We start from the raw sequence: 25,865 nt of genomic DNA, 5'->3' as shown, positions 1-25,865 counted from the left end.
CTTGTTGAATTTTTAACCGCAAAGAACACGAAGATTTACGCAAAGTTCGCAAAGCATTTTTAGTATCAAGATTGGAGTATTAAGTATTAAGACTTCGATGAATTCACCCTTTTACGTTTCATTTCCCCAACCTAACCAAGTATCGTTGTTCGGTGCCTGAGCTTGTCGAAGGCCAATCTTTAAATCTCGAAATCTCTCAATCTCAAAATCTCCCAAAAAAAAGACCTCCGTTTCCGAAGGCCTCTTCCTCAATCAACCAATCATAACTATTTAAAGATCTTTTAATTTTTAGTGTTCATTTTTCCACGAGTACCATCGGCGCGGTAGTAGTAATACGTATCGTCTTGGTATTCATGGGTGTTATAGCCGTAATCGTAACCGTTGTAGTAGGTGCGTCTTCGAATGTCGCCTACAAAATTGACGATGTTTCCTCGGCGATCGTACTCAATTCGCAAACCGCTAATCTGACTCATCGCGAAACGGTTGTAGCGCATATACACAGTACCAATGCGGTTCACACGATCGAAGGCGTCGTAGTTGATAAATACGTTTCCAACTCTGCGAACACGTCCGAATGCATCGTGCTCAATGCGAACGCCGTAGTTTACCTCGACCTGGTTTCTGCCTCGAGCTTGAGCGCGGGTTCCAGCTTTGCGATAGTAATAATCGCCGGTTGTCTCTGGCCTCGTATTGAAATCGAATTGCCCGTCAGGAAAAACGTAAAAGTCGATTCCTCTTTCAGTGAAAACAAAAGGTTCCGCGTTTTCGACAGCGCAAGGAAAATCGTTAAAAGCAGTAGCCGTTGTCAGGGTTCCCAAGGTTAAAGCTACGAACAGGTGTAAAGTAATAGTTTTCATCATTTCTAAAATTTTAAAACTTCCTACTCTTTCGATTTTCGGTTTTCTCGAATTCAAAATTTGAATTGTATACGAATATCCAAAGCACATGCCGAAATTGACCAGCATGCGTGTGCCAAATTATGCTACTATCGAAACTTTGTTTTTAAGTAACTGATATTTAGCAATTTGAATTACCACTCTTTACGAATCGTTGACCAAGCGTTAACAAGTCGTTTGAGAATGAAGCGAACGTTCAATGCACAAAATGGCGCATTTTTTAGGAAAAGGCCGACTTAAAAACAGGGAATCATTTTAAACCTTCGCGTTGCTGTGCCGATATTCAAGTTCTTTGTTTTTTACCAACAAATTGACTATAAACTCACTAGCGATTGTTTTCGTCGAATTTTTGGTTTTAGTCGATGGTATTTTTGGGAAGTCGTAAAAAAGTGCTTATTTCGCCAACGAAAATGCGTTAGAGAAATTCGTCCCGCTGTTTCTGCTTCTTTAGCGACTTTGCATGATTTCAAGTACTCGCTTTTGTATGCCAAAAATTAAGTAGCCTGTTACGTAAACAAGCTTTTTTTATTTCGTAAACCTCTTTACCAGAATGAGTAAATTACCGCAGGAACATAAATTTATTGATTTGTCAGATTACGGCCGACCCGCAGCGAAAATCATTGCCAATTCCTTAAAAGACACAGCATTAACGCCGCTTCACGTCACATTCGGTTTTATAATTGCCGGATTGATAGCTGTTTATTGCATCATCTTTAATCACTACTTTCTAGCAGCTTTTTTCTTGATTGTGAAGTCTGTTTTAGATGCGGCCGATGGCGAACTTTCACGCGTAAAACAAACGCCGTCGTATGTTGGCCGATACACCGATTCGGTGGCCGACATAATCTTGAACTTTTTTATTTTCTTATCCATTTGGTACGTCACCGAAATTTCTATCTGGATTTGCCTCATTGCTTTTGTAGGTCTGCAACTGCAAGGAACGCTCTATAATTACTACTACGTTATTTTGCGAAACCGATTTGCAGGCGATACAACAAGTCGCGTTATTGAAGACAAAACGCCCATTGCTTTACCCGGCGAGTCGCAAAAACACGTTAATGTGCTGTTTTTCTTATACAAATTGTTTTATTCTGCTTTTGATAAAGCAATTTATGCACTCGATCGGAACGCCAATAAAGGACAAATTTTTCCGAATTGGCTTATGACTTTCGTGTCGACATTCGGACTGGGTTTCCAGCTTTTCGTTATTGCATTCTTGCTGGTATTCGATTTCAAACAGCTGATTTTACCGTTCTTCGTAGCGTATACCGCCATGGTTTTTATTTGCGTAGGTGTTCGGCGCTACTTTTATCATTTACCTGTAGGCTTGTAATTTTCAAAAGCGATTTTTTTCTTAAATCGATTTTCGTTTGCGATAAAGAATAAAAGTAATAGCTCTGTTCTTTAGATGAAAAGCCAGTAGTTTATTTATTGATAATCATTTAATTATCATCAAAGTAAGAACTTCATATCTTATTATTCAATAAAAAAAACCAACCGAATTTGAAAGTTCAAATCCAGTTGGTTTCTGATCTATCAATGAGTTAGCACTCACCCTAAAAGACCGACACGACCGACAACAAACGAGCAGAAAATGAAAGACAAAATGCCAACGCTTCGCAAAATTAAAAGAGGTGTTTTGCCAACTCATCTGCCGATACAAAAACACCACATTTAATTTTGCCCAACCGCACCCCAAGCCCACCCACCACCCGACAGTAAAAATGAATTTTCAACATTCTTAGATATATTAATTTTTTAAGCGTAAATTTGACCAATTTGAACAAGTCAGTTATGAACAATCAGAAAACATTTGGGCAAACCATTAGAAATTATAGAGAAGCGAGAGGCTTGTTATTAAGACAATTGGCAGCAGCTCTTGAAGTTGACACTGCTTTCATAAGTAAAATGGAGAGAGACGAAAAGCAAGCAACAAGAACTCATGTTGAAAGATTGGCGAGCGTTTTAAAAGTCGCTAACGATGAGCTGTTAACTATTTGGCTTTCGGATAAATTATTAAACACATTAGAGCAAGAACCATCAGCCTACAATGCCTTAAAATTAACAGAAAAAAGATTAAAATCAAAAGCAATTTAATATTCCATGCCTGACTTTATTTTTAGATTACCGCTTAGATTAACTGATGCCCAAAGATTGGCGATAGATGATTATGATGAATCACTTGTAGTTACTGGCGGACCCGGAAGTGGCAAAACCACTGTAACCATTTTTAGATTTTTGACTCCTGTTAAAAACAATCAAGACGCCTTATTATTTACATACAATCGAACTTTGTTAGCTTCTATAAAGGGAATCTTACGGAACAAAGCAGAAGAACTCTTTGGTGATTTAGACGAGCGGACAATAAAATCAGTAATTGAAAACAAAGTAAGTTCATTTTATAAGTGGTATGGTTGGTTTGAAACTAGCTACGATGAAGAAACTATTGGGAGAAATTTTTCTAGTAAAATTAGCTCTAGAGGTGGCAGAAAATATGCGGAAATATTTTTTGATGAGGGACAAGATTTAACACCATCGGTTTTTGCTAAAGCTTTTCTTCTAGCTGAAAAAGTTACTTGTGGTGCAGACAACGCACAAGATTTGCAAAGCAATTTTCCACCCGATGAAGCATTGTCAATTATTCTAGAAAAACTCAATAATCAGAAACATACAGACCTTCAACCGTTGGAACAAAATTTCAGAAACACTAAAGAGATTTTTGAATTTGCAAGAGGTTTTGTTCCTGACGATGTAAATGTTCAAGAGCTTGACACAAGTGAATTGCCAAATGGAGAAAATCCTGAAATATTGGATAATCTTTCAACTGATGCACAACTTTCAAAAATCAAAGAAATAATTGAGGCAAACCCTGCAAGTAATATCGGCATTTTAGTTAACTACGGAAATCAAGTAGTTGACATTAAAAACTATTTAGAAAGACCTGAAAATGGATATTCCTGTAAACCTGATGCACCCGACAACAGAACATTTTCATACTACTACAATGGAATGCCACAAGCAGAAGAACAAGTAATGTTTGACAGAATGAAAACTCCATTTATTTGCACTTATGATTCATGTAAAGGGTTAGAATTTGATATTGTTATTATGCCATTTTTTAATGATGCTGAAAGAGCACTTTCAAAACCACGAAAAAAGAGAATTAATGAAAACACATGGATAGAGGAAAAAAATGCAGATGGTTCAATAAAAATGTGGGCAACAAGAAATCACTATTACGTTGGAGCAACAAGAGCAAGAACGCTTCTATATGTCATGTGCTATGACATTCCTGAACTTTTGAATTTCGATACAAATAACAATCAAAATCAAGTTAATTTATTTGATGATGATTTACCATTTTAAAAAATAATAATCATGGCAAAGAGAATAATAAAACCTAAGGGAGAAAAACCAAAAGTGAAGTCATCACAAGAAGATACAATTACTGGAAACCTATTTCTAAATCCAACAAAAAAAGAAACAGAAATTCCTCTTGAAATTACAAATTTAGACAATACTGAAGAGGTAAGAACTAAACCTCTTAATGACAAAACTGAAACTGTAAACAGTTCAAAAAGCAAATTTTCTTTATCAGAAGATATTTTCATTGAGGTTCATAAATCCAACCTGTTACAATATTTTTCTTCGGGCTGTATTTACCCCTCTAAATACAGTTCTCAAAAAGCATTTTCAGACCCCCAAGCAATTAATGAGAATGGCTTACTCATTTCAAACGGTTTTATTTCCAATAATAAAGACCATATGCTTATTCATATAGATGCATCGGCAATTGATTCAACCTTAATATCAGTAAAGGATGAATTCGGACTTTATAGTGGAATTATACCTGTAAGCAGAATAAGAAAATTATTTGTTCAAGATATTGAAACCAAGAAAAAAACACTTGACGATTCTCTTATTAGAGATGCAGGTATTATTCCAGAAACCTTAATTGAAGTTGGCTATCCATCAAATTTATCAAAGATTACCTATGATGAATTAAATATCAGTCCCAAAACATTAGAATCAAAACTGAAACAATTTGATAAAATATTGGGATTGATTGCCGGGGCAAGAAACTTCAATTTGTTAACTTATAATCAGACGGGAAAATACAAGTCTCTTTCAGACCATTCCTTATTCGCGGTTCAAGCAATAGACGAAACTTTTGCTAAAGAAATTGTTGATAGTGGTAATTTATCAGATTACTATAAGTGGTTGTTTACTAATTCATGCCCTAACGATCGTCCATTATTAAATTGGCTTTTTAATAGAGTATATGACTACGCAAATTTTACTGATGCAGACACAAATGAATTTGAATCGCTTTGCGACAAAACGAATTCTTTTCCTAGTGAAGAAAAACAAGTAAAGAATATCTTTTCAGCTCTCAGAAAAAGCCTTGAGCGAAAAAAAGTAATGACAGACATTTTAGGGTTGCAGTCTAAAAACAGTTTAGCTCTTTATGTTTTTGCTTATTTACGCAACTTTGGAACAAGCCAAAATCCTGAACTCCCTAGAGTAGAATTGATAAATTCTAAAGTAAATAAGTTTAGTGAATACGCATTTGCAACACTCAATTTCTTTTTTGGATACAAACAACTTAGAAATTCAGAAGACAGACTTACCATATTTGATGATACAATTAAAAAATTCATCAAGGTTCCCATTAAACCAACTATCAAATTTGAATTGACAACAGAATTCGATTATAGAATTATTGATACTGTTTTCAATTTAGTTTTTGGTATTAAGACCAATGATTTAGCAATATATAAAAACATATTAGTAGAACAAGGTTCTACCAATATTGCTATCGATGGCTATGATTGTTATTCAACTGTGATATTTGGCAAACTTTATCAGAGAATATTAAAATCGGATATAGAGGTACAACTTAAAAAATTACCAAATGAGATTACTATATTTTCAGAGTTTGGACTGGTTTGTCATCGTTTAGGTTTGAAAAGACATTTGATTGGTTTAGAAGAATTAATCGGAAACCCAAAATCTATTTTGAAATTTGTGTATTATTCAAAAGAAGAGTTGATTGTTGCTATTAGGGCAAATAAAATTGACGTAGATGAAATAAAACAAAGAATCGCCTTGTCACAAAAACATAAAGAATTATAATGACACTTGAAGAGTTAAAAATAGAGTCATTACAATTTGACTTAGCTGAGTTAAATGAGTTTGTTTCTGAGAACAGGGACGAAATTAAATTGCTCTTCAGTAATTTGGTTGTGAGTCCATCAGTAACTAGAGATTGTATTGAGTTAATTAGACATATTCATTCCAAACGAAGACATGGAATTGATACTGTAGGAATTCAATTTTTTGTAACAATTCTTGCATTTTATTTTAAGTCCGCCAATAATACCGCATTCGTGCAAACATGCATTACTAATCTGCAAGACAATGTTCTCAAATACAGGCTTCAAGCATGGTTTCAATATAAATTTGAATATCGGCAAACAAATTCCCATTTAACAAGATTTCCGCAATATTTAGAGAAAATATCAAAAGCTATTGCTGATGAAAATGAAGATTATACAGATGATGTTCTTTCGGATTTACATTCTTACTTTTTTGAATTTAGCCATATAGCTGGTTTTCAAGAATTGTTTGACAGTCCTGATTTGCTCAAAAAATTTCCAATTTTAAGTGAATATAAAAAACGAAAAGGGGCTTTAGACTATAGAATTGAGCTACACGAAAATGTTGATAAAATATTTACACCTTCTCGCTTTACCGAACAACTTTTTAACGAAAAATTTATTGACTATATTAAATATCATGATTCCACAGTATGGAATAACATTTTACTAGGGTTAGATACTTTTACAATCCGTTCAGAAGTAATCAATTTCGGTCAAGCTAATTTTGATAAGCCTTATAAAAAGCTTCAACCTGCTGATATTGTAAAACTGTATTGTTACTTTAATATGCGTAAGCATTATTATTCATCGCTGTATCTTTTTGAAAGATGTGCATGGATAAAAAAGCTTGTTTCAAAAGAAGGTTGCTTGAAATTTATTGATGTCGGCTGTGGACCTGCAACATCAGGAATTGCTTTAACAGATTATTTACTATCTACCAAAAGTTCAAAACAACAGTTTGACTATATCGGTGTTGACTATTATAATTCAATGTTAGCAGCAGCAGCAGATTTTATGACTAATTCTGTTTATAAGGAATGTACTAATAACGATTTCATAAAAAGCATTACTGAAATCAAAAATAACGATTTCAGCAATGCAAATTCAATTCTAATAAACACATGTTATCTCTTTGCAAGTCCGACTTTGAAGATAGATTTATTAGCAACTGAAATAAATAACTTATTGAATACTTATAGTTCTCTCCCAAGATTTTTACTTTTCCAAAACACAACGGATGAGACGAAAAATATTAAGTATGAACTATTCAAAAAGAAACTACTAAAGCATGATTTATTGCTTTCAGAAAAAGTAACAATTAAATACAATAATCAAAGAAATAGCTTCTATCCACCAGTTCACGAATCCATCTATTTCGAGGTATTAAAATTTTAAAATTATGTATGATTTATTTAGCCAAGCACCCGATAGTTTAGCAACGCAACAAGGACTTTGTAATCCAAATATCATGAATGATATATCAATGATTAACGGCTTGACTTATATTCCGAACTTCATTGATAAGTTGGAAGTAAAAAGATTTATTGAGTCTATTAATTCAGAACCATGGCTTTCTGACATAAAACGCAGAGTGCAACACTATGGCTATAAATATGACTACAAAGCACGGTCAATTGACTATTCAATGTTCATTGGAAAATTGCCAAGCTGGGCTATGACAATGGCGCAGCGACTATTTGATGAAAAACACATAAGTGAATTGCCCGACCAGCTAATTATTAACGAATACGAACCTGGACAAGGTATCGCAAATCATGTTGACTGTGAACCATGCTTTGGCGACACAATTATATCAGTTAGTTTAGGCTCTTCTTGTGTTATGGATTTTATCAATCTTCGGACAAAACAGAAAGTAGAAGTAATGCTTGAATCAGGCAGTCTTGTAGTTTTAAGTGGAGAGGCACGATATAACTGGACACATGGAATCGCACAGCGAAAAACTGACAACTTTAGAGGCGTGAAAACAGAAAGACGATTAAGGATTTCTATGACATTTAGGAAAGTAATATTGAAGTAAAAGCCAACGCTTTTGGTTGCACATTTGCAAAACCGCACAAAGCAAAGCTAAAGCCAAGTTTTGCAAAAGAGCCACCAAGCCAACGCACTAAGACAGACAAGAAATGACAACGAACAAATACGACAGAAAAGAAGGGCGAAGTGCTAACAGCGGTTTTGCAAAAAAGCGGGTTCAGTGGTTAATTGAACATTCTACCTCGCATCAACTTTTGTGCTATGTTGACAGTTTTGAGCTCCGAAATCCGCTTCTTCGCAAAGCCGCAAACCGCTTTACGCTGAATAGATGTTAGAAGTTGAATTGCAAATCAAAACGATCTAAATTCATCACTTTCGTCCAAGCAGCAACGAAATCTTTCACGAATTTTTCTTTGGAATCGTCGCTGGCGTACACTTCGGCTAAAGCGCGTAATTCTGAGTTGGATGCGAAGATCAAATCGGCGCGAGTCGCTGTCCATTTTAACGCTTTTGTATTGCTGTTACGGCCTTCAAAGATTTCTTGCGTATCGTCGGTTGCCGTCCAAGTGGTTCCAATTTCTAACAATTTCACAAAATACTCGTTGTTTAATTGGTCTTTGGTGTTTGCCAAAATGCCGTTTTTGTTTCCATTGTAGTTTGCGTTCAAAGCGCGTAAACCTCCCACCAAGACAGTCATTTCGGGCGCAGTAAGCGTTAACTGTTGTGCTTTATCAATCAATAGAGCTTCTGTTGGAACCGTGTATTGTTTTTTGCTGTAGTTTCTAAATCCGTCGGCAATTGGTTCTAAAACATCGAACGAAGCTACTGCGGTTTGTTCTTGCGAAGCATCCATACGTCCGGGAGCAAACGGTACTTCCACAGTATAGCCAGCATTTTTGGCAGCTTGTTCTACAGCAGCGCTTCCCGCCAACACAATGATATCTGCTAAAGATACTTTGACATCTTTCGATTTTGCATTGAAATCGGCTTGTATGCGTTCGTACACTGCAAGTACTTTTTTCAACTGTGCGGGATTGTTCACTTCCCAGTTGCGTTGTGGTTCTAAGCGAATGCGCGCTCCGTTGGCACCACCACGACGGTCTGAAATTCTAAATGTAGAAGCTGATGCCCAAGCAGTACGCACCATTTCCGACAAGTTTAAACCGCTGTTTAACAAGGTGGTTTTTAGTTTGGAAATGTCTTTTGCCGTAACTAATTTGTGATTTACCGCCGGAATCGGATCTTGCCAAATTAAATCTTCTGAGGGTGCTTCTGGTCCGAGGTAGGTAGTTTTCGGTCCCATATCGCGGTGTGTTAATTTGAACCAAGCGCGTGCAAATGCATCGTTAAATGCGTCTGGGTTTGCCATGAATTTGCGTGAGATTTTCTCGTATTCCGGATCGAAACGCATCGACAAATCGGTGGTTAACATGTATGGTTTGTGCTTTTTCGTTTTATCGAACGCATCCGGAATCACTAAATCTTCGGTTTTGGCTACCCATTGGTGCGCTCCGGCCGGACTTTTCGTTAATTCCCATTCATAACCGAATAGAATTTGGAAATAATCCTGATTCCATTTGTTAGGCGTTTTTGTCCAAGTAACTTCCAATCCAGAAGTAATGGCATCGCCTCCTTTTCCTGATTTGTAGTTGTTCTGCCAGCCCAAGCCTTGTGCTTCAATACCGGCTGCTTCTGGTTCTACACCTACATTTTTTGAGTCTGCCGCACCGTGCGTTTTACCTAAGGTGTGTCCGCCGGCAATAAGTGCAACGGTTTCTTCGTCGTTCATTCCCATTCGTCCGAAGGTTTCACGAATGTCTTTTGCCGCAAGTACCGGATCTGGATTTCCGTTCGGACCTTCCGGATTCACATAAATTAATCCCATTTGAACGGCTGCAAGCGGATTTTCAAGTTTGCGACCTTCGCTATACCGCTTGTCGTCTAACCATTTTTTCTCTGGTCCCCAATACACATGCGATTCAGGTTCCCAAACGTCTACACGACCACCTGCAAATCCGAAGGTTTTAAATCCGGCGTTTTCGAGCGCCACATTTCCGGCGAGTATCATCAAATCGGCCCACGAAATCTTGTTTCCGTATTTCTGTTTGATCGGCCAAAGTAATCGACGTGCTTTGTCTAAGTTGGCATTATCGGGCCAGCTGTTTAGTGGTGCAAAGCGTTGTTGTCCGGCACGCGAACCGCCACGACCGTCGCCCGTACGATACGTTCCTGCACTGTGCCACGCCATGCGGATAAATAAACCGGCGTAGCTTCCAAAATCGGCAGGCCAAAATTCCTGCGAAGAAGTCATTAACGTATTAATGTCTTTTTTCAAAGCTTGATAATCGAGCGATTTAAATGCTTTTGCATAATTGTAGTTCGCGCCCATCGGATCAGAGAGTTCCGAATTTTTGCGCAAGACACTTAAGTCGAGCTGACTCGGCCACCAGTCTTTATTTGTATAACCGTTTTGTGGAGTAGGCGCTGCCTCGGTAGTTGCAGCTGCTTTGCCCGGATTGTCGAAACCAAACGGACATTTTCCGCCTTCCGCGCGTTCCTGCGCTTGCATGCTGAATGCCATAAGAATGCTTGTTAATGTGAAGAATTTTTTCATATGTCAGTGGTTTAAGATCTTTAACAGTTCAAAAGTAATTAGTATGTTTGTTCTATAAAAACGATATTTTCAATAACATTATTGATGCAGTAGATGAATATTCAGCAATTTCAGTACGTTTTAGCGGTTCACGAGTACCAGCATTTTGAATTAGCCGCAGAGAAGTGCTTTGTGACGCAATCGACATTGAGCACCATGATTTCCAAATTTGAAGATGAAATTGGCATAAAGATTTTTGATCGCAAAAAGAAACCGGTGCAGCTTACTACCGAAGGTTTGGAAATTGTGAAGCAACTGCAAGTCATTTCAAAGAATATTGCAGCTTTTAAAGAACTGACGCAGGAATTAAAGGGTGAAATTACCGGAACTTTGAGTTTGTCGGTAATTCCTACCGTTGCGCCGTTTTTGCTTCCGCTATTTTTACAGGACTTTGCGAGGAAGTTTCCGAACCTGAATATTATTGTTCGTGAAGAGACGACAGCGGAAATCATTCGTAAGTTAAAATCGCGTGCCTTGGACATCGGCATTTTATCTACTCCGATAAACGACAAAGAAATTATCGAATATCCGCTGTACGACGAGCCATTTTTATTTTACGATGCCGAGCAAGTAGGTTGCGCCGAAGTAGCTGCTAAGAGTATCGATTTGAATAATTTATGTGTGATGGAGGAGGGGCATTGTATGCGAACGCAGGTTTTGCAAATTTGTGATCAACGCGATCGCTTGCTGACTTCGAAGTTAAATTTTGAGTACAAAGCCGGTTCGATAGATGGTTTGTTGCGTTTTGTGAAGGCTAATAAAGCGGCGACATTTTTACCGTATTTGGCTACAACCGATTTTCCTGAAGCTGAACGTTTGCATTTAAGTAGCTTTTCGAATCCGATTCCGTATCGAACCATTGGCTTGGTGGTGCACAATCATTTTGTAAAGAATAAGTTGTTGCACATTTTACAAAAGGAAATTTCAGATAAGGTTGTCGATCAACTTCCCAAAATCGGAACAAGTGGCGCACAGCTCAATCCGCTGGCATAAGGTTTGGCATAAAGCTTGTATACGCTTGAAAAAACACAATCATAAAACCAGTTCTTTTCTATCGTCATGCAGCTATTTCCCTATTGCTAATTTATTTTTGGTGTGTGTATATGTTCTTCAATTATTACACCGAACCTGCCGGCATGTTTAGAGGATTAACTCTGTTATTTGAATTCATTTACACTTGTACAATTGCGGCGGTTTTAGCTTTCTTGTTTTTACTTTTACAGCTCAAATTCAAGCGTTTTCCAACACATTTTTTGTTCCATCTCGTGTTTTACTTGTGCACCAACTGCCTAATTATATATTGCATCCTCTTTGTTTTAGGCATATTTAAAATTGAGGATTTGGAAAGTTGGTATTTCGCAGCTCCTTTATTGTTGTTTACACCTTTAATGTATTGGCGTTTGGCGAAGCCGGAGGTGGTTTAGAATGAGCTTTATCGGCATTTATGTGCCTCAATCTGCTCCTTAATAACGACGGATTCTTTTAAACTTTTGATGGCTTCCCTAACTTCTTTTCTGTTGTAGAAAACTTTTTTATCTACATACAAGCGACCCTCAGTGGTTCCTCGTAATCCCGTATCTTTCGGTGTTGATTTTTTGAAAAGATTAATAAGTGACATCATGTTTTTTACTTTTCATATTCAAGATTAAAACATTTTTTATTCCAATTTTCTCTTTTTGCAGGAAATTCACAAACTACTGCCTAAGCGCCGAAAATATAACTGGGTTTCCACAGCGATATTTTCATCGTAAATACAATTCTCATTCGACTGTTTTCGGAGAAATTAGTGGCTGGAATCCATTTACAACTTCTCCTTCAGATACTTCGCTGTAATCGATTTCTTGTTCTTCACAACCTCTTCTGGCGTACCGACAGCCAATAATTCTCCGCCGTTATCGCCGCCTTCCGGACCTAAATCTATTACCCAATCGGCACATTTTATCAAATCTAAATTGTGCTCGATTACAATGATCGAGTGTCCTTTTTCGATTAGCGCGTCGAACGATTTCAGTAGCTTTTTTATGTCGTGGAAATGTAAACCCGTTGTTGGTTCATCGAATATAAACAATGCCTTTTCTTTTGTGCTTCCTTTTACTAAAAATGAGGCCAGTTTAATACGTTGCGCCTCACCACCAGATAATGTCGACGACGATTGTCCCAACTGCACATAACCCAAACCAACATCTTGTAACGGTTGTAAACGCTGCACGATTTTAGGTTGCTTGTTCTCATCGAAGAATTGCACCGCCTCGTCGATAGTCATTGTTAAGATATCATCGATGTTCTTGTCGGCAAATTTCACTTCTAAAATATCGTTTTTGAAGCGTTTTCCTTTACAAGCATCGCAGGGCAGCGAAACATCGGCCATGAACACCATTTCTACTTCGATGCTGCCTTCGCCTTTGCAGGTTTCGCAGCGACCACCGTCGACGTTAAATGAAAAATGCTTGGATTGATAGCCGCGAATCTTCGACAATTTTTCCTTCGCATACAAATCGCGTATTTCGTCGTAGGCTTTTATATACGTTACCGGATTCGAGCGTGAACTTCTTCCAATCGGATTCTGATCCACGTACTCGATATGCTGAATTTTGTGGTAATGTCCTTGCAATTCGCCAAACTTACCCGCTTTTTCGCCAATGCCTTCCAACTTCTTCTGCATCGCCGGATACAGAATTTTCTTTACTAAAGTACTCTTTCCACTACCAGAAACACCCGTAATTACGGTAAGCACTTCCAGCGGAAAACGAAAGTCAACATTTTTTATATTGTTTTCTCGTGCTCCTAAAATATCGATATACGCCGACCATTTTCGACGTTTTTTTGGCACTTCAATTTCTAAATCGCCATTTAGATAACGAGCCGTTAGCGAATTCGATTTCAAAATTTCATCGAACGTTCCCTGAGCAACCAACGTTCCTCCCAAAGAACCTGCTTCAGGTCCGATATCTATAATCACATCGGCCATTTTCATGATGTCTTCGTCGTGCTCTACTACAATCACGGTATTTCCCAAATCGCGTAAATGCAACAGAACTTTAATTAACCGCTCGGTATCCTTCGGATGCAAACCAATACTTGGTTCGTCTAGAATGTACATCGAACCTACCAACGAACTTCCCAAAGACGTCGCCAAATTGATACGCTGCGATTCGCCACCCGATAACGAAGCCGAATTGCGATTCAAATTCAAATAACTCAAACCAACATCCGATAAAAATCTAAGTCGACTCTTAATTTCAATCAACAAACGTTCGGCAACTTTCGCATCGAAGGCACTCAATTGCAAACCATCAAAAAAGGGAATCAAATCCTTAATCGAAACGTTTACCAAATCAGAGATTGATTTTCCATTAATCTTCACATACGCTGCTTCTTTGCGCAATCGCGTTCCCTTACAATCGGGGCATTTGGTTTTTCCGCGGTAACGCGCTAACATTACCCGATTCTGAATTTTGTAGTTCTTTTCTTCCAATTCCTTGAAGAAATCGTTTAAACCTACAAAGTATTTGTTGCCTTTCCAAAGCAGTTCTTTTTCGCTGTCGCTGAGTTGCGCATACGGACGGTGAATCGGAAAATTGAACTTGTAGGCATTATTTACCAATTGATCGCGGTACCAACTCATGCTTTCGCCACGCCAAGCGTACACAGCATTTTCGTAAATGGAAAGCGATGCATTCGGAATCACCAAATCTTCGTCGATGCCAATAACACTGCCAAAACCTTCGCATTTCGGACAAGCACCAAACGGATTATTAAAGCTAAATAAATGCACATTAGGTTCTAAAAACGTCATGCCGTCGCGATCGAAACTGTTGCTAAACACATAGCGTTCGTCGCCATCTGCCGATGCCAATGTACATTTTCCTTTTCCTTCATAGAAAGCCGTTTGAATGGCGTCGGCTAAACGATTTAAGAAATCTTCATCATCCTCGTTTTCTTTGTTGATTACAATTCGGTCAACAACCAAAAAGCCTACTTCAAATTTGGTTTTCGTTTCTAAAACCTCGTCAATACGGAGCAATTTCCCATCAGCAAGCATACGGGCAAATCCTTGTTGCAGCAATACCGAAAGTTTCTGCTCGACCGTGCGACCTTTCTCGATAAAAAGCGGCGATAACAACAACCATCGACTCCCATTCTCGAACGTTTTTACGCGTTCAATCACCGAAGTTACAGTATCTTTAGTCACTTCTTCACCCGAAATAGGCGAATACGTTTTGCCAATTCGAGCAAATAATAGTTTTATGTAATCGTAAATCTCGGTGCTGGTTCCAACCGTCGATCGGGCGTTGGTGGTATTTACCTTTTGTTCAATGGCAATCGCCGGAGCAATACCTTTGATGTATTCGACTTTTGGCTTGTCGAGTCGACCAAGAAACTGACGCGCATACGACGACAAGCTCTCTACATAGCGCCGTTGTCCTTCCGCGTAAAGCGTATCAAACGCCAAACTCGATTTTCCGCTTCCAGATAATCCGGTGATAACTACAAGTTTGTTTCGCGGAATACCAACACTTAAATCTTTAAGGTTGTGCATCTGAGCACCTTTGATGATAATGTTGTGCTTGGAGTCTAATTCGGCAATGTCGGCGTGCATAAAAGCTAATTTTACGCAAAGATATGAAAGGCAGAAGGCTTATTCTACTAAACAATTGATAACAGACGCAACTTGATATAAAATTTAGCATCTTAAAATATGTAAGATATTCGGGTTTTAATTACATATTTGGTTACAGTTTTGGTTGAATTACGTTAAAATTGTTTGCAAATGTTAAAAATCAAGATATTTTTTGCATTTCATTTCGAAATGTGTTTACATTTGGTTCATAATTAACATCAAAATAACAGACGCCTATACAATAACAATACTTTTAGTTTTAAAAATTGCTCACGTTTTAAAAGAAGTATGTTATGGCTACTGTTCAACTCCCCGACGCCCTTTTGATTCGGAATTACGTTGCTGGCGACGAATCGGCACTCGAAATCCTTATTAACAGACACCAATCAAAACTGTACGGTTTCATTTACTCGAAAGTTAACGACAGAGACGTGTCCGACGATATCTTTCAAGATACGTTTATCAAAGTCATTAAAACGCTAAAATCCGATTCGTACAACGAAGAAGGGAAGTTCTTACCTTGGGTCATGCGTATTGCTCATAACATCATTGTAGATCACTTCCGCAGAAATAAAAAAATGCCAATGGTACGCGATACCGACGAATATTCGGTGTTCAATACCATAAAAGAAGCCGATCTAAACATCGAAAACCAAATCATTACCGAGCAAATCGAAGGCGACTTGCGGAAACTCATCCTCGAACTGCCTGCCGATCAGCGCGAAGTGCTCATGATGCGGATGTACCAAGACCTCAGTTTCAAAGAAATTGCCGATAACACGGGTGTTAGCATTAACACAGCGCTCGGTCGCATGCGTTACGCGCTAATGAATTTGCGAAAGCTCATCGAAAAACATCAAATTATTTTGACGAATTAGACAATATTGCCGTATTTGTGGCGTTCTGTTTTAAACAGACAAACACACAATTATGGCAAAAATCTACGCGCAAAAAAAAATTACTGTGAAACCCATGCATCCGAAACCTGAGACGGTACGGTTTCTGCTCAATTATTCCAAAGCACTGACTATGAAAAAAGTAGGAAATGTGCAGCTAGAAATCATAGCAAACTAAAAAATGTGAAAATCCGGTTTAGTCCGGATTTTTTTATGAAAATGCTTTTCAAAATCGAATTGCATTCACGGTATATTACGTCTTTTTCGACTTGTAATAGTCCGAAATCACCGTTTTCCGACCAATAGTTTTGGTAATGATGTCGCGCTCCAAATCCCAGCCACGTGCGGGCGAGTATTCACGTCCGTACCAAATAATCTGCAAATGCAAATCGTTCCATAATTCTTTAGGAAACAATCGTTTAGCATCGCGTTCAGTTTGTATCACACTCTTGCCGTTCGAAAATCCCCAACGGTACATCAGTCGATGAATGTGCGTATCAACGGGAAATGCGGGAACGCCAAAGGCTTGCGACATCACCACGCTGGCCGTTTTATGTCCAACTGCCGGTAACGCTTCCAGAGCTTCAAAACTCTGCGGAACTTCGCCATTGTATTTCTCTAGTAAAATCTGCGACAAGCCAAAAATACCAGCCGATTTCATCGGACTCAATCCGCACGGACGAATAATTTCCTTTATGCGGTCCTGTCCCAAACGTATCATCGCTTCCGGCGTCGAGGCTTCGGCAAACAAAATGGGCGTTACCTGGTTCACACGAACATCGGTACACTGCGCCGACAGCAAAACCGCAATCAGCAAGGTGTACGCATCGGTGTGGTCAAGCGGTATCGGAATCTCCGGATACAATTCTTTTAACGTATTTATAACGAATGAAACGCGTTCAGATTTATTCATTTCAATAATTTTAGACAGGTTTTTGGCGGCTTTTCTTGCTGTTTGCTGCAATTCCTCCATTTTCCCGCAATTCAGCCCAGGCAAAAACACGAGCTTCTTAGGTCGCTGTGTTTTACGCTGGCTTCATAGCGGTAAAATGTGCGGGGTTTTCGCGTCCATCAAGGCCGGGCCTCCTAAACCAAAAATCGTTCACAAGATCAATTCATCAAATTAACAAAATTAAACCGAATGACTACATTAACAAAAGGCGATAAAGTGCCCCAATTTGAAGGTAAAGATCAAGACGGCAACGTACACAAAGCCGCCGATTACCTAGGAAAAAAACTCGTGGTTTTCTTCTATCCAAAAGCCGATACACCGGGCTGCACCGCCGAAGCCTGCGATTTGCGCGACAACTTCGAACACCTGCAAGCACGTGGCTACGAATTGTTAGGCGTTAGTGCCGATTCTGCGAAAGCACAAGCCAAGTTCAAAGACAAGTACCACCTGCCTTTTCCACTAATTGCCGACGAAGATAAAGCGGTAATTCAGGCGTTTGGCGTTTGGGGCCCAAAGAAATTTATGGGAAAAACCTACGACGGAATTCATAGAACTACGTTCCTAATCGACGAGCAGGGCCTTATCGAAGACGTGATCTCCGACGTAAAAACAAAAGCACACGCGGCGCAGATTCTTAAATAGTTAGCTGTGTTTCAAATAAAAACCCGATTCAAAAAATGAATCGGGTTTTTTTATTTCTTGTTTCTACAGACATTCTATTTAATCTCGATTTTCAATCATTTCAAATCGAGAAAACGGCATTCGAAATAGGAGTTCACTACGAAACCAGCACTTTATTCGGATCGTAACCAAATAAACGGTGCTTTTTAATGAGCTCGGCAATACCTTGTGGCAACATCGGTTCCCAGCCCGGTTTCCCTTGGCCAATCATTTTCAATACTTCGCGTGAAAACACCTGTAAATTCTGCGGATCGAAATCGTCGATATCAACTACTTTTCCATTGAATTTGAAGAACTTATACAATTCTTTCATGCGCGGATGCACTTTTAAATTTTCCGAATTGATGATTTCTCCATCTTCGCCCAACATTGGATACAGAAACACTTTCAAATCGCGATAAAACAATTTTCCGAAAGCTTCCAAAATTCCTCCACTCAAATGGCGGTAGTATTTCTCGTCGAAAATATCAATCAGGTTGTTTACACCTAAGGCCAAGCCCATACGTGCTTTAGTGTAGTTGCTAAAATATTCAACAACTTTATAGTATTCTTGGAAGTTCGAAATCATTACCGTTTGTCCGAGCGAACAGAGCAACTCGGCGCGATCCATAAAGTCGCGTTCGTCGATTTCGCCGTCGGAACGTAAATTCGATAAAGTGATTTCGAAAACTACCAACGTATTTTTCTCATCTACTTTATTCTCCTGAATAAACATTTGATACGACTTTTTGTACATATCCATGTTTACTACCGTTACAGGTCGGAAACTTCCGCGTAAAGCGAGAATATTTTTTTTGTAAAGAATTGCTGCTGGCAAAATGTTGTTTCCGTCGGGTCCGAACATCACCGCATCGGTCATGCCGTTTTTCACCAACTGCAAACTCATTAAACGGTTATCAACATTGGCAAAACGCGGTCCGCTGAAGTTTATCGTATCAATTTCCAACTGATCTTTATCCAAGTGATCGTACAAATAGCGAAGTAATCTTTTCGGATCGTTGTATTTATAGAATGCACCGTAAATCAAATTCACACCTAAAATTCCTAAAGTTTCTTGCTGCAAGCGCGCATCGGTTTCCTTAAAACGAATGTGAATGATGATTTCATTGTAATCTTCGTCGGGTTCAATCTGGAACCGAATACCAACCCAACCGTGTCCTTTATATTGCTTCGCAAAATCGATGGTTGCAACCGTGTTTGCGTAACTGAAGAAAATTTTATTCGGATGTTTTTCGCGACTCAAACGGCGTTCAATCAAATCAACTTCGTGATTCAGCATTTTCTTTAATCGCGATTCGGTTACGTAACGACCGTCGGCTTCAACACCGTAAATCGCATCGGAAAAGTCTTTGTCGTACGCCGACATCGCCTTAGCAATCGTTCCAGAAGAGCCGCCCGATCTAAAGAAGTGACGCACTGTTTCTTGGCCGGCACCGATTTCTGCAAAAGTTCCGTAGATGTTTTCGTTTAAGTTAATGCGTAGCGCCTTATCTTTTATCGAAGGTACTTGTTCAATGACCTTGTCTCCTTTTAACTTTATTCCGGTGTCCATTGCTGTTGCGATTTAGCACAAAATTATAATAAAAGCTTGGTGATTCCTGCTATTTTGCCCGAAAGTTAGCATTTAATTAGCAATAACAATTGAACATATTTCGTGCCAAAACGGAAACAGATTAATAACTTTGCCGTCGATGAATCCGAAATTAGACGTCTATTTTTTAGGAACAGGGACTTCGCAAGGCATTCCAGTAATTGGAAGCACGCATCCTGTTTGTTTAAGTGAAGATTTTCGAGACAAGCGCCTACGTGTATCCATTCGTGTTAAATCAGCAACAACTACTTTGGTAATCGATTGCGGTCCAGACTTTCGTCAACAAATGTTGCGATCGCAAACCGCTAAGCTCGACGCCATTTTATTTACTCACGAACACGCCGATCATACCGCTGGTCTCGACGATATTCGTCCGTTTTCGCTCTCGAAAGGTGCATTGCCTATTTACGTTTCGGAGGCAGTAAATCAAAATTTGCGTTCGCGTTTTGCCTATATTTTTGATGAAGAGAACCGCTATCCCGGTGCGCCCGAGGTTCAAGTACATATCATCCAAGCCGGCAAAGCTTTTAAAATTGGGGATATCGACATACTTCCAATCGAAGCTAAACACGGAAATCTGCCCATTTTAGGCTTCCGATTTGGAAAAGTAGCATACATGACCGATGTGAAAACACTTTCTGCAGAAGCGCTAGAACAGCTTAAGAATTTGGATGTACTAATTATCAATGCGCTTCGACAAGAGCCACATCCCACACATTTAAACGTAGATGAAGCACTTGCCGTTATTGAACAAATACAACCCAAGAAAACCTATTTTACGCACATCAGTCACCATTTGGGATTCCACGAAAGTGTGTCAAAAACACTTCCTAAATCTATAGAATTAGCATACGACAACCTCGAAATTGAAATTTTATGAAAAAATCTATCTTCTTGTATCTCTTTATTTTATCGGTGTTATTCAATGTATTTACCTACGTTTTTTTATCAAAACAGGTAAAGTTTAATCAGGATCAATTAACGAAGGTGGAAAAGCGATCTTCAGAGAAAATCAAGAAATTAGAAGATGCTTCGGCTGATTCCAATTATTTCGCATTGGAAAACAACCAGAATGCACAAAACTATTTCGAAAAACCCGATGGTAGTTTTATCGCTCCGGAAAAATTAATTCCGTTCGTTAAAGAGCAACTGATTTCATACAACGACAAGCCAACAGGAAATCCATACACCGGATACGAGCCAATCGACGGAAAAAAATTCTTAATCAATAAGGTGAAAGTTTTGAACCACCGCTGGATTATTGTCGACTTTAACAATACTGATCTTTGGGGCGAAGCCATTATTAAATACTTCATTAACGATGATGGTACCGTAGATTTCGAAACAGCCGAATCGCTTCTTTACAGCAAATAAGCGTCCATAATCAACTAAAAAAAGCGGATCTTCTGATAAGGAGTGTCCGCTTTTTTATTTTGTGAAACGTGCACAAAAGAGTTGAAATGTTAAAATTTCAAAAATTGATGAAACATGCGGTTTTTCCGTAAAATTTATTGTTTGGGTTTTCGTAGGGATAAACCCGTTATTCCCCTTCCCGTTAAGGCGAAGCTCGCGAAAAAAACGAACATTTCATTACGGAAAAACCGTAAATTTTACATCTAATGCGACAATCTTGCAAATGTACTAGCAAGCAAAATTGTTTTGATGGAATTCATTTTCTTAAACTTTTTTCAACCAATCTAAAAGGTCAAAGAAATTTTGAGGCGCAACGCCATGTCCGGCGGCATATTCGTGAAACTCATGACGAATTCCGAGTGCAGTTAATTTTTCGGGAGCTTTTCGAGCCCAATCAATGGGAATGACTTGATCTACAATTCCGTGCGAAGCAAAAATTCGTGTTTTTTCGAAACTGTTCTCTTTCGTTTCTAAAACGATTTCCGTATTCAAATAGCCACTCAACGCAGCAATATTGGGTACTGTTTCAGGATAAGATAGCGCTAGGGCATACGATAAAATCGCTCCTTGGCTAAAACCAATTACCACCGTTCGGTCTGCCGAAAAGCCATGAGAAGCTTGATAGCGTTCGATTGTTTCTTTTAGTAAGTCGCGAGACTGCGCCGCTTGCACTAAATCGCTAAACTTATTTTCGTTGGCATCAAAATTTATTGCATACCAAGCAAAACTTCCGTAATACAAGTCGTAGGGCGCACGAAGCGAGATAATATGGTCGTTGGCAGGTAATTCGGGGGCGAAGCCAAACAAATCTTCTTCATTACTTCCGTAGCCGTGAATCAGAAAAATTAATCGAGAATTTTCGTTTTTTTCTGTGGCAGCGCGCTCCAAGGTGTAGAGTTCGGTCATTTTATAGTTTTTTGAAGAATTTTTGGAACAAACTTCCCAGCAGTGGCAGCGGTTTGATGCTTCCCGATGAAGCACTGAAAATTCCGTAAAACATGAGTACGCTGATAAAAATCCACAAGGCCGTAGCAATTTGTAAACTTTCGAAATTCGAAATAATCACACCCAAGGAAATAAACGTGATCGTTAAACCAAGTCCTTGGCGAATGTGAAAACTTGCGTACGGATTTTTATCCTCTGCGTTCATCGACATTGCGATAAGCGGACCAACAAATACGATATAACTAATAATGGCCGCCGTTTTTCCTGAATTAATTTCTTGTGGTGTCATGAATTACAACTTGATTATTATTGATACTTCCTACAACTTTTCCTTTGGTTTCAAATCCGAGTAGCGCGGCATTTTTACAAGAGCTGTACAAATTCTCTGAGCCTACCTGTACCGTTCCAGCAGTTTCAAAAATCGTTAGATTGGCTTTTTCGCCTTCTTTTATCTGGGGTGTTGCGATGCCAAATAGCGCGCGTCCTGCTGTTAATTTATCGATAAGGAGTTCGGTTTCTAACTTCGTATGTAAACAGCCGAAAGCATAATCTAAACCGATACTTCCCGGTAATGCAATTTCAAATTCCACCATTTTTTCTTCCAAGGTTCTCGGTGCATGATCGGTGGTGATACAATCGATTGTTCCGTCTTTTAACCCATCGATAAGTGCCGCTTGATCTGCAGAACTTCGTGGCGGAGGCATTACTTTTTTGTTGCTGTCGAAGTCGGAATAATCATCTTCCGTCATCATGATGTTATTCATCGAAACACTGCACGTTACAGCCAATCCTGCTGCTTTAGCCCGACGAATTACCGCTACGCTTTCTGCTGTAGATATTGTAGGGAAGTGCAGTTTGCCTCCTGCGTAACGCAATACTTCTATATTTCGACTAATTTCAACGCTTTCTGCCAAAGCAGGAATGCCTTTTAAGCCGAGTTTCGTTGCCGCCACACCTTCGGAAGCGAAACCTTTACCTGCTAATTTCTTATCGAGTGAGTAACAAATTACCACAGTGTTTAAATCTTTGGTGTATTGCAAGGCTAGTTTAAGTACGTTGGCATCGTCGGGTGTTTTTTTGTAATCGCCAAACGCTACAGCTCCTGCCAAATGCATTTCGTAAATGTTCGATAAATCTCTCCCGTTTTGCTCAACCGTAAGCGCACCAATCGGATACATTTGCGTAAGCTCGTTAGCCGACTTACCCAAAGCAAAAAGTACCTGCGCTTGTGTATCTATGACCGGATTGTTGTTTGGTTCGTACAAGATTCCGGTAAATCCAGATTTTGCAGCGACTTGTAAACCATTTTTAATGGTTCCGCGATCTTCAAAACCGGGCTCACCAAACTGAACTGAAGTATCAAACCAACCCACAGACACTCCCAGATTATCGCCTGAGATGACACGGTCTGCGGAAGCATCAATTTGCGAACTAATCTGCTGAATTATTCCTTCCTTGATAAGGATATCGGTGCGTTTCAAGTGCAACGAGCTTCGCGAATCGTAACAGGTAACATTTTTGAGAAGTATCGTCATTTTACAAACTTTTGAATCAATATTTCACAGATTAAAAACAAGAAAGCAAGTAGTGCCAAAGTACGCCAAAAACCGCTGTTATCGCGAGCTGCAGAAAATTCGGACAGCAATTGTTCAAACGAATCTATTTCTTTTGCAGCGGCCGGAATATCGAACCGAGCGCTCACATCACTTTCGTTACGTTTGTAGTTAAAACTCATTTTGTCGATGGCTTTTCCTTCAAACAATAAATCGTAGTTGCCTGCAACTGTTGGCGCTTCTCCAAAATTGAGATATAATTTTTTTCCGTTAATGCGTTGTTTTGGTATGAAATCGTACGATTTTTCGGCACGATTCAAAATGTGGGCAACCTGATCGGTTTCCAAATTCAAGTCGACAATTTTCTCCTGTTCTCCAAAAATCTCAAACTGCTGCATTCCCGCGCTGTTGTTGCCTGTTGCCATCCGATCGAACGTTACGACAACCAAAGGCGATTGGTAAAAGTTTGAATTCGGACTCGATAATCCTGCATTGAAAAGGAATACGTGTCCTTGACCGAGTTTAACGGCTTGTAGAAATGCAGATCCGTCGGCAAAGGTGAGTAACGGCAAAGTTCGTCCGCTGATCGTAAACGACGGATTAGCGAAAGGATATTGGAAATTATCGATTTTCTTTTCAAAAACACCTTGGAATAATTCGCTTTCAAAGGTAATTCCGGTAACTAATTTCTTGGATTTTGAGGAAACAGTCGCTGAAAGTTGGAGTTTTTCGAGAATTACTTTGTAAGCGTCGACACTTAGTGTCTCTCGAGGTACAATACTCAGATTTACGCCATTTTCGACGGCTTCTAACAAATTTGCGACTAAAGTGGGCGTGAATTCGGGTATCTCGTTTAGAATGATCAACTGCTGTTTTCCGATAACGGCGTAATCTAAACCGCGAATATCGGTTTCTGTCAAGTCGAATTCTGTCGTTCCAAAAATTTTGCGCAGCGAAACGTTACGTTCAGTTTCGCCAACCAGCAATACTTTAAACTTTTGTGGCGCGGCAATTTCAAAGTAAAAGTTGTTGTCGTACGCCAGTGCATTGTCTGTAATTTGAACGTAGCCGGAGAAGGGCAGTTTAGGCAAAGTAATGCTTACTCGTTGCGTATTTGCATTGAGTTTTACAACGGATTTTGCCACTGCAAGATTTCCGTTATAAACTTGAAGTGCAGTGGAAGCTTCGCCTTCGCCAAATTTTTGCAAATCGATGGCAATTTTATAGAAGTCTTCTTGTGTTTCGGTAAGTTCAACGTTAGTAATCGCTATGTTTTGTTCCGATTCAATTTTTGGAATGTGGAAGTACAACTGCTGATTTCCGTCGGTTTTAGGTGATTTCAATTCCGATAAACCGTCTGTAAAAACAACGATGTCTTTGGCACCTTTTACTTCGTCGGCTGAGCGCGATATCGCAGCATTTAAGTCGAACGGTAGGGCAGAAGTGGTAATTTTTTGTACTTCTTTTCGGATGGTTTTGATATCGGTATTAAAGTAAGCTTCGTCGTTGGTAATCAAAGATATTTTTCGATTTTCATCCAAAGCAGATAAAATGGCTGCGATGTTGTATTCTAAAACGCTTCCCTTTTTGGTTTCAGCTCCGTTGGAAAAAGAATTATCTACGATGAGTACTAATTCGTTGTCGGCTGCTTGCGTATTTTCATTCTCAAAATAGGGTTGTGCAAAGGCAAAGATGAGAAAGCTCAACAGCAATAATCGACTCGCTAAAAGCAAGTATTTTTTTAAAGTAGAGCTCTTTCTTGTTTGAATAGAAAGTTCTTGCAACAGTTTTACGTTTGTGAAATAGTATTTCTTAAAACGTCGTAACTGGAACAAATGCACCAGTATGGGTACAATTAAAAATCCGAGAAAGTATAGAAATTCGGGATGTTTAAACGACATCGTATATGATTGCTGATCGAAGCCCAAAAATAGAACTTTAGATCTTAATTTTTCCCAGAATTTAGGAGAATTACAGAAATCATAACCGACCTTTGTGAAAACAATTGAATATGGAAATTATTTTAGGAAAGAAAGTAGGCGATTTGGTCTTTGGGATGCTTCCCGCAGAAGTGGAAAATCTTTACGGAACGCCCGATTACAGTTACACCGACGACGATAATGATTTAATTTACATCTACAATCAGCTGCAGTTGCGTTTGGCATTTTACGAACTGGAAGATTTCAAATTGTGTTATGTAATTACTGCAAATCCGAAAGCTGTAGTTCATGAAATCAGTTTTATAGGTATGAATTTGAAAGAAGCAACCGATTTATTACAGCAACAAACTAAGGTAAAGCCGTTTGCAGAACGTTTGGATTTAACCGAATTACTTGTATTCGAGGGAGTGAGTTTTAATTTGGTAGCCGAATTTGGTACGGTTTCTAAATTAGAAATCGGCGTTGCAGTTAGTGATAACGATGAATTTGTTTTTCCGAAGCGTTAAGCTATTCGGTTTGGCGAATAAAAAATGGCTGTTGGAAAAAACCGACAGCCATTTTTCGTTGTAA

Annotated in this window: 23 protein-coding genes; 13 read left to right on the top strand and 10 right to left on the bottom strand. The window is 39.0% G+C overall.

The genetic code is table 11. From position 1 onward, the window contains the following. Positions 1 to 281 precede the first annotated feature (281 nt). Positions 282 to 860, bottom strand: a complete 579-nt coding sequence (locus CHX27_RS08760) for a hypothetical protein (RefSeq protein WP_133063444.1) — start codon at positions 858 to 860, stop codon at positions 282 to 284. Between the two features lie 586 nt (positions 861 to 1,446). Here CHX27_RS08760 and CHX27_RS08755 point away from each other — a divergent pair. The 6 genes from CHX27_RS08755 to CHX27_RS08730 all read left to right on the top strand — a co-directional run bounded on the left by CHX27_RS08755 (position 1,447) and on the right by CHX27_RS08730 (position 8,096). Next, positions 1,447 to 2,229, top strand: a complete 783-nt coding sequence (locus tag CHX27_RS08755; protein WP_094486391.1) for a CDP-alcohol phosphatidyltransferase family protein — start codon at positions 1,447 to 1,449, stop codon at positions 2,227 to 2,229. A gap of 461 nt (positions 2,230 to 2,690) precedes the next feature. Next, positions 2,691 to 2,993 carry a helix-turn-helix domain-containing protein gene (locus CHX27_RS08750; RefSeq protein ID WP_094486390.1) on the top strand — a complete coding sequence of 101 codons (303 nt, stop codon included), beginning with the start codon at positions 2,691 to 2,693 and terminating at the stop codon, positions 2,991 to 2,993. 6 nt (positions 2,994 to 2,999) lie between these two features. Continuing rightward, a complete protein-coding gene (locus CHX27_RS08745) occupies positions 3,000 to 4,262 on the top strand; it encodes a DNA/RNA helicase domain-containing protein (protein WP_094486389.1) in 1,263 nt (420 codons plus the stop codon). Positions 4,263 to 4,274: 12 nt separating this feature from the next. Beyond that, on the top strand, positions 4,275 to 6,032 hold the full coding sequence (locus tag CHX27_RS08740) for a hypothetical protein (RefSeq protein ID WP_094486388.1): 1,758 nt from the start codon (positions 4,275 to 4,277) through the stop codon (positions 6,030 to 6,032). Next, positions 6,032 to 7,453, top strand: a complete 1,422-nt coding sequence (locus CHX27_RS08735; RefSeq protein WP_094486387.1) for a hypothetical protein — start codon at positions 6,032 to 6,034, stop codon at positions 7,451 to 7,453. Before CHX27_RS08740 ends, CHX27_RS08735 begins: the two co-directional genes overlap by 1 nt. Positions 7,454 to 7,457: 4 nt before the next feature. After that, positions 7,458 to 8,096: an alpha-ketoglutarate-dependent dioxygenase AlkB gene (locus CHX27_RS08730; protein ID WP_207758951.1), complete on the top strand. Its 639-nt coding sequence runs from the start codon at positions 7,458 to 7,460 to the stop codon at positions 8,094 to 8,096. 285 nt (positions 8,097 to 8,381) lie between these two features. On the opposite strand, the gene katG is transcribed toward CHX27_RS08730, so the two are convergent. After that, on the bottom strand, positions 8,382 to 10,664 hold the full coding sequence (gene katG, locus CHX27_RS08725) for a catalase/peroxidase HPI (protein ID WP_094486386.1): 2,283 nt from the start codon (positions 10,662 to 10,664) through the stop codon (positions 8,382 to 8,384). A 93-nt stretch (positions 10,665 to 10,757) separates the two neighbouring features. Between katG and CHX27_RS08720 the strand changes: the two genes are divergently transcribed. Beyond that, positions 10,758 to 11,696, top strand: a complete 939-nt coding sequence (locus tag CHX27_RS08720; protein ID WP_094486385.1) for a hydrogen peroxide-inducible genes activator — start codon at positions 10,758 to 10,760, stop codon at positions 11,694 to 11,696. Between the two features lie 439 nt (positions 11,697 to 12,135). On the opposite strand, the gene CHX27_RS08710 is transcribed toward CHX27_RS08720, so the two are convergent. After that, on the bottom strand, positions 12,136 to 12,324 hold the full coding sequence (locus CHX27_RS08710; protein ID WP_094486383.1) for a hypothetical protein: 189 nt from the start codon (positions 12,322 to 12,324) through the stop codon (positions 12,136 to 12,138). A gap of 180 nt (positions 12,325 to 12,504) precedes the next feature. Then, positions 12,505 to 15,303, bottom strand: coding sequence for an excinuclease ABC subunit UvrA (gene uvrA, locus CHX27_RS08705; protein WP_094486382.1), 2,799 nt, complete (start codon positions 15,301 to 15,303; stop codon positions 12,505 to 12,507). A gap of 314 nt (positions 15,304 to 15,617) precedes the next feature. Here uvrA and CHX27_RS08700 point away from each other — a divergent pair, with 314 nt between their 5' ends. Both CHX27_RS08700 and CHX27_RS15545 read left to right on the top strand, forming a co-directional pair. Continuing rightward, positions 15,618 to 16,202: an RNA polymerase sigma factor gene (locus CHX27_RS08700; protein ID WP_094486381.1), complete on the top strand. Its 585-nt coding sequence runs from the start codon at positions 15,618 to 15,620 to the stop codon at positions 16,200 to 16,202. 52 nt (positions 16,203 to 16,254) lie between these two features. Continuing rightward, entirely contained in the window at positions 16,255 to 16,398 is a 144-nt protein-coding gene (locus tag CHX27_RS15545) for a hypothetical protein (protein ID WP_165764475.1), read from the top strand. 75 nt (positions 16,399 to 16,473) lie between these two features. Here CHX27_RS15545 and CHX27_RS08695 read toward each other — a convergent pair whose 3' ends face one another. After that, on the bottom strand, positions 16,474 to 17,133 hold the full coding sequence (locus tag CHX27_RS08695) for an endonuclease III domain-containing protein (RefSeq protein ID WP_094486393.1): 660 nt from the start codon (positions 17,131 to 17,133) through the stop codon (positions 16,474 to 16,476). 228 nt (positions 17,134 to 17,361) lie between these two features. On the opposite strand from CHX27_RS08695, the gene bcp reads away from it, so the two are divergent. Beyond that, a complete protein-coding gene (gene bcp, locus CHX27_RS08690; RefSeq protein ID WP_094486380.1) occupies positions 17,362 to 17,814 on the top strand; it encodes a thioredoxin-dependent thiol peroxidase in 453 nt (150 codons plus the stop codon). Positions 17,815 to 17,950: 136 nt separating this feature from the next. Here the strand turns inward: bcp and CHX27_RS08685 are convergent, their stop codons facing one another. Continuing rightward, positions 17,951 to 19,405 carry a TonB-dependent receptor gene (locus CHX27_RS08685; protein WP_094486379.1) on the bottom strand — a complete coding sequence of 485 codons (1,455 nt, stop codon included), beginning with the start codon at positions 19,403 to 19,405 and terminating at the stop codon, positions 17,951 to 17,953. A gap of 139 nt (positions 19,406 to 19,544) precedes the next feature. Here CHX27_RS08685 and CHX27_RS08680 point away from each other — a divergent pair, with 139 nt between their 5' ends. Next, the gene (locus tag CHX27_RS08680) at positions 19,545 to 20,324 is read left to right on the top strand and encodes an MBL fold metallo-hydrolase (protein WP_094486378.1); all 780 of its coding nucleotides are present in this window, start codon (positions 19,545 to 19,547) and stop codon (positions 20,322 to 20,324) included. Then, complete coding sequence (locus tag CHX27_RS08675) at positions 20,321 to 20,818, top strand: hypothetical protein (RefSeq protein ID WP_094486377.1); 498 nt, start codon at positions 20,321 to 20,323, stop codon at positions 20,816 to 20,818. Before CHX27_RS08680 ends, CHX27_RS08675 begins: the two co-directional genes overlap by 4 nt. A gap of 303 nt (positions 20,819 to 21,121) precedes the next feature. Here the strand turns inward: CHX27_RS08675 and CHX27_RS08670 are convergent, their stop codons facing one another. The 4 genes from CHX27_RS08670 to CHX27_RS08655 are packed head-to-tail and all read right to left on the bottom strand — an operon-like array spanning position 21,122 to position 25,283. Then, the gene (locus tag CHX27_RS08670) at positions 21,122 to 21,763 is read right to left on the bottom strand and encodes an alpha/beta hydrolase (RefSeq protein WP_094486376.1); all 642 of its coding nucleotides are present in this window, start codon (positions 21,761 to 21,763) and stop codon (positions 21,122 to 21,124) included. 1 nt (position 21,764) lies between these two features. Further along, entirely contained in the window at positions 21,765 to 22,091 is a 327-nt protein-coding gene (locus CHX27_RS08665) for a hypothetical protein (protein ID WP_094486375.1), read from the bottom strand. Continuing rightward, the gene (locus CHX27_RS08660; RefSeq protein ID WP_094486374.1) at positions 22,072 to 23,337 is read right to left on the bottom strand and encodes a dihydroorotase; all 1,266 of its coding nucleotides are present in this window, start codon (positions 23,335 to 23,337) and stop codon (positions 22,072 to 22,074) included. Before CHX27_RS08660 ends, CHX27_RS08665 begins: the two co-directional genes overlap by 20 nt. Then, entirely contained in the window at positions 23,334 to 25,283 is a 1,950-nt protein-coding gene (locus tag CHX27_RS08655) for a vWA domain-containing protein (protein ID WP_133063443.1), read from the bottom strand. Before CHX27_RS08655 ends, CHX27_RS08660 begins: the two co-directional genes overlap by 4 nt. Before the next feature lie 83 nt (positions 25,284 to 25,366). On the opposite strand from CHX27_RS08655, the gene CHX27_RS08650 reads away from it, so the two are divergent. Further along, positions 25,367 to 25,801, top strand: coding sequence for a hypothetical protein (locus tag CHX27_RS08650; RefSeq protein ID WP_094486372.1), 435 nt, complete (start codon positions 25,367 to 25,369; stop codon positions 25,799 to 25,801). Positions 25,802 to 25,865: the final 64 nt, after the last annotated feature.

Origin of the sequence: Flavobacterium aurantiibacter (assembly GCF_002251775.1) — a bacterium.
Taxonomy (GTDB): domain Bacteria; phylum Bacteroidota; class Bacteroidia; order Flavobacteriales; family Flavobacteriaceae; genus Flavobacterium; species Flavobacterium aurantiibacter.
Note: the sequence above shows the minus strand (reverse complement) of the source record. Positions and strands in the feature narration are given on the sequence as shown.

Bases quoted from the DNA above. Each gene is read 5' to 3' on its own strand.
- CHX27_RS08760 (WP_133063444.1), bottom strand. From the start codon at position 860: ATGATGAAAACTATTACTTTACACCTGTTCGTAGCTTTAACCTTGGGA.
- CHX27_RS08755 (WP_094486391.1), top strand. From the start codon at position 1,447: ATGAGTAAATTACCGCAGGAACATAAATTTATTGATTTGTCAGATTAC.
- CHX27_RS08750 (WP_094486390.1), top strand. From the start codon at position 2,691: ATGAACAATCAGAAAACATTTGGGCAAACCATTAGAAATTATAGAGAA.
- CHX27_RS08745 (WP_094486389.1), top strand. From the start codon at position 3,000: ATGCCTGACTTTATTTTTAGATTACCGCTTAGATTAACTGATGCCCAA.
- CHX27_RS08740 (WP_094486388.1), top strand. From the start codon at position 4,275: ATGGCAAAGAGAATAATAAAACCTAAGGGAGAAAAACCAAAAGTGAAG.
- CHX27_RS08735 (WP_094486387.1), top strand. From the start codon at position 6,032: ATGACACTTGAAGAGTTAAAAATAGAGTCATTACAATTTGACTTAGCT.
- CHX27_RS08730 (WP_207758951.1), top strand. From the start codon at position 7,458: ATGTATGATTTATTTAGCCAAGCACCCGATAGTTTAGCAACGCAACAA.
- katG (WP_094486386.1), bottom strand. From the start codon at position 10,664: ATGAAAAAATTCTTCACATTAACAAGCATTCTTATGGCATTCAGCATG.
- CHX27_RS08720 (WP_094486385.1), top strand. From the start codon at position 10,758: ATGAATATTCAGCAATTTCAGTACGTTTTAGCGGTTCACGAGTACCAG.
- CHX27_RS08710 (WP_094486383.1), bottom strand. From the start codon at position 12,324: ATGATGTCACTTATTAATCTTTTCAAAAAATCAACACCGAAAGATACG.
- uvrA (WP_094486382.1), bottom strand. From the start codon at position 15,303: ATGCACGCCGACATTGCCGAATTAGACTCCAAGCACAACATTATCATC.
- CHX27_RS08700 (WP_094486381.1), top strand. From the start codon at position 15,618: ATGGCTACTGTTCAACTCCCCGACGCCCTTTTGATTCGGAATTACGTT.
- CHX27_RS15545 (WP_165764475.1), top strand. From the start codon at position 16,255: ATGGCAAAAATCTACGCGCAAAAAAAAATTACTGTGAAACCCATGCAT.
- CHX27_RS08695 (WP_094486393.1), bottom strand. From the start codon at position 17,133: ATGAATAAATCTGAACGCGTTTCATTCGTTATAAATACGTTAAAAGAA.
- bcp (WP_094486380.1), top strand. From the start codon at position 17,362: ATGACTACATTAACAAAAGGCGATAAAGTGCCCCAATTTGAAGGTAAA.
- CHX27_RS08685 (WP_094486379.1), bottom strand. From the start codon at position 19,405: ATGGACACCGGAATAAAGTTAAAAGGAGACAAGGTCATTGAACAAGTA.
- CHX27_RS08680 (WP_094486378.1), top strand. From the start codon at position 19,545: ATGAATCCGAAATTAGACGTCTATTTTTTAGGAACAGGGACTTCGCAA.
- CHX27_RS08675 (WP_094486377.1), top strand. From the start codon at position 20,321: ATGAAAAAATCTATCTTCTTGTATCTCTTTATTTTATCGGTGTTATTC.
- CHX27_RS08670 (WP_094486376.1), bottom strand. From the start codon at position 21,763: ATGACCGAACTCTACACCTTGGAGCGCGCTGCCACAGAAAAAAACGAA.
- CHX27_RS08665 (WP_094486375.1), bottom strand. From the start codon at position 22,091: ATGACACCACAAGAAATTAATTCAGGAAAAACGGCGGCCATTATTAGT.
- CHX27_RS08660 (WP_094486374.1), bottom strand. From the start codon at position 23,337: ATGACGATACTTCTCAAAAATGTTACCTGTTACGATTCGCGAAGCTCG.
- CHX27_RS08650 (WP_094486372.1), top strand. From the start codon at position 25,367: ATGGAAATTATTTTAGGAAAGAAAGTAGGCGATTTGGTCTTTGGGATG.